The organism is Limosilactobacillus sp. DJ3M12 (assembly GCF_947381695.1).
GTDB classification, from domain to species: Bacteria; Bacillota; Bacilli; order Lactobacillales; family Lactobacillaceae; genus Limosilactobacillus; species Limosilactobacillus kinnaridis.
On record NZ_CANCWY010000047.1, the window covers coordinates 1 to 2,830 of the forward strand.

The window sequence follows — 2,830 nt, forward strand, 5'->3', positions numbered from 1 at the left end:
ACTCCATATGAAGTATTCATGTCTTACGTCACTGATGAGCAACTATTTTCTTTCTAACTTAAATTGACATTTCGGGAAACAAAAAAAGACAACCGTTCTATGTTATCCCGGCACTATGTCCCGTCAAGTATACAGATCAAATAGATAAAAATTTTAGGCGGCTTGATTGCGGAATTTTTCCGCGATCAAGCCGTTTTTGCTTGTGTAAGCGCGTTTGGTATTAAAGTATTCAATGGCTCCTTTGACGAGCTGTTCTAGCTCTGCTAGCGTCTTAGGACGATTATGTTTGTTAATCCAGATTAGCTTGAAGTCATTCCACCAACGCTCTATGGGGAAGTTTTCCCAAAGATGACCGAGGTGTGACATACTATGAATACAATTTTTAGAGGCTAAGTAGTCGTTAAACATACTTGAGCAGTAAGCTGACCCGCGGTCAGTATGGATCATTGATTGCGCATCAGGTTCAACCGTAAAAGCACGATTAAAGGTTTCAATTACTGCTGATGAAGTTTCTGTGTCTGAAATATTGTAGCTTAAAGCGTAACGACCATATAAATCTAAAATAACGTGTACTCGTACTTTATGAAGTGTGTGTTCGCCGTAGGCAACTTCCGTTGTGTCGGTAACCCACACTTCATTTTTAGCTTCACGGTCGAATTGTCCCTGCAATAAGTTGTCATTGATGTATTCTTCATGGCGTTGAATTCGATTGCGCTTCTTCTTCCTAATATTTGCTCTAATTCCATGCTTACGCATGCAGTTAGTTATTCGTTTTAATCCAGCGGTAAAGCTTAAACGGTTTTCAAAGCTTAACTGTGTAGTCATCGCTAAATATCCCAGCGTCCAATTATGTTCTTCTTCTAACTCTACAATCGCTTCAAGTAACTCTGCTTGCTCATTATAATATCGACTTGGCTTTCGATTGAGCCATTTGTAATAACCATCTCGCGAAGAATCAGCTATTTTACACAACTGGCTAATTGACCATCCATTTTCCTAATTTAGTTCTTTTATCGCTTGGTACCGGAGTCCTTTTTCACCTCCCGATTGCGTATTTCTGTTAATTTTTTTTGCGAACGCAATCTCTATCTTTTGCTTTTCTAGCTGAGCCCTTAATAAGCGATTTTCTGCCTTGAGTCGGTCAACTTCCGTCCACTTCTCTTCTGGCTTAGCTTTGCCTCGGCGATCACGAAGTGATTCTGGTTCATTACCGCTTTTGCGATACTTTTGATACCAGCCATAAACTTGTTGGTAACTAATATGGTACTTTTCAACTGCCCAATTGTAGTTCACATTATGCTTAATCAACTCTTCAATGATAGTAAGTCGTTCTTCAAAGTCAGTCTTTCGTCCACTCATTTTTGAATCTCGCTTTCTTGGCGTATAGGCCTTTAAGTTAGATTCATTATACCGGATAATCTATTGCTCTAGTTGCCTTTGAAATCGCAAACCGTGTTTTATCGCAAATAAATCTAATGCCTCATCTGTTTGTTGATATTGTTCAACCAATGAGTTTTTAAATTCTTTAGAGTAGCTTTGATTATGATGACTTGCTTGAAGTCCTGGCATTCCCTGATACTTGTATAGAAGACTCCACCGCCTGATAGTTTTTTGGCTAATCTTGTATTTAATTATTACCTTATGGATTCCATTTCGTAAAACTTCATTGAGAATTAAAAATTTTTTCTCTGCCGAGTATTTAGATTTTCTTCCCATAGAAAAAGCCCTCCGAGTATAAGATAAATTTTCTATTTCATCTGTATACTCAGAGGGTATTATAGCCCCCCATAACTACCTCGGTTGTCTTAGAAAGGATATATTCCTCATGACTAATGATATTAACTTTTGGACCGGAATCAAGGACCCTTACTTAATTACCTACACTGTTATTCTCGGCGTAACTTCCAATATCACTGGTTATCCAATCAAGAAGTCGTCGAACGGCTACTCGATTTCTCTCCAGATCTAAGGGCTGCCTACGAATACTATCAAGACTTAATAGCCACGATTAGTAACCGCAGTCAGGCCTTGTTAGATCAGTTAATCAAGCGGAATAATTTACCAAGTGCGATGCGACGAGTTAAGCGAACCCTTGCCAAGCACCGCCAGGAGATCATTGCCAGCTTTTACATCCGACTAACCAACGGGCCGATCGAAGGCACTAATAATAAAATCAAGATAATCAAACGAACCGCATATGGCTATCGCAACTTCTTCCATTTTCGGATTAGGATTCTTATTTCGTTGAAGACTTCTAATCTCATGATTCGTGAATTATCAAAAAAGAGAACTAGACCAAAAGCCAAAGTAGCTTAGTCTAGTTCTCAAAATTCTCTTCATCCTTACCGATTGACAAAGAGCCAGGGTTCATGGTATGGTTTAATTACCAAAGTTAAAGGAGGTCATCATGATGGCTGATAAGGTAATGACGAGGGATGAACTAGCAAAGTACAATGGCCAAGCTGGTCAACCGGCCTACGTAGCAGTTGAAGGTGTAATCTATGACGTCTCTGCTAAACCGGCCTGGCAGGGTGGCCGCCACCATGGAAACTTGGCCGGCCAGGACTTGACCGACGTTTTGCTTGAAAAGTCACCCCATGGTAAACGGGTATTAAAAGATCTGCCAGTCATCGGTAGACTTGCTGAATAGAACACCAAAACAGCTGCGGAGGGAAAATCCACAGCTGTTTTTTATATAACGCCGTTTGTAAAATTAAGTTAGAAAAATAGAAAAGCCATTTGTGGTTTCCTTTCTTTTGAATACCCCTAAACAAAAGAAAGGAAACCACAAATGACTTACACCCATCTTACCACAAACGAGCTGACAATC

At 39.8% G+C, this 2,830-nt stretch carries 3 protein-coding genes and 1 pseudogene; 2 read left to right on the top strand and 2 right to left on the bottom strand.

What is annotated here, in order from left to right:
• Nucleotides 1-153 precede the first annotated feature (153 nt).
• Complete coding sequence (locus QOS06_RS10450; protein WP_283596032.1) at nucleotides 154-981, bottom strand: IS3 family transposase; 828 nt, start codon at nucleotides 979-981, stop codon at nucleotides 154-156.
• A 29-nt stretch (nucleotides 982-1,010) separates the two neighbouring features.
• Nucleotides 1,011-1,716 (bottom strand): annotated as a pseudogene (locus tag QOS06_RS10455) (helix-turn-helix domain-containing protein).
• A gap of 129 nt (nucleotides 1,717-1,845) precedes the next feature.
• Here QOS06_RS10455 and QOS06_RS10460 point away from each other — a divergent pair.
• Nucleotides 1,846-2,316, top strand: coding sequence for a transposase (locus QOS06_RS10460; RefSeq protein ID WP_152703148.1), 471 nt, complete (start codon nucleotides 1,846-1,848; stop codon nucleotides 2,314-2,316).
• Between the two features lie 91 nt (nucleotides 2,317-2,407).
• Nucleotides 2,408-2,650: a cytochrome b5 domain-containing protein gene (locus tag QOS06_RS10465; protein ID WP_283596031.1), complete on the top strand. Its 243-nt coding sequence runs from the start codon at nucleotides 2,408-2,410 to the stop codon at nucleotides 2,648-2,650.
• Nucleotides 2,651-2,830 lie beyond the last annotated feature (180 nt).

What these genes read in the sequence shown, in the direction of transcription:
- QOS06_RS10465 (WP_283596031.1), top strand. Translation starts at nt 2,408, where the DNA reads ATGATGGCTGATAAGGTAATGACGAGGGATGAACTAGCAAAGTACAAT.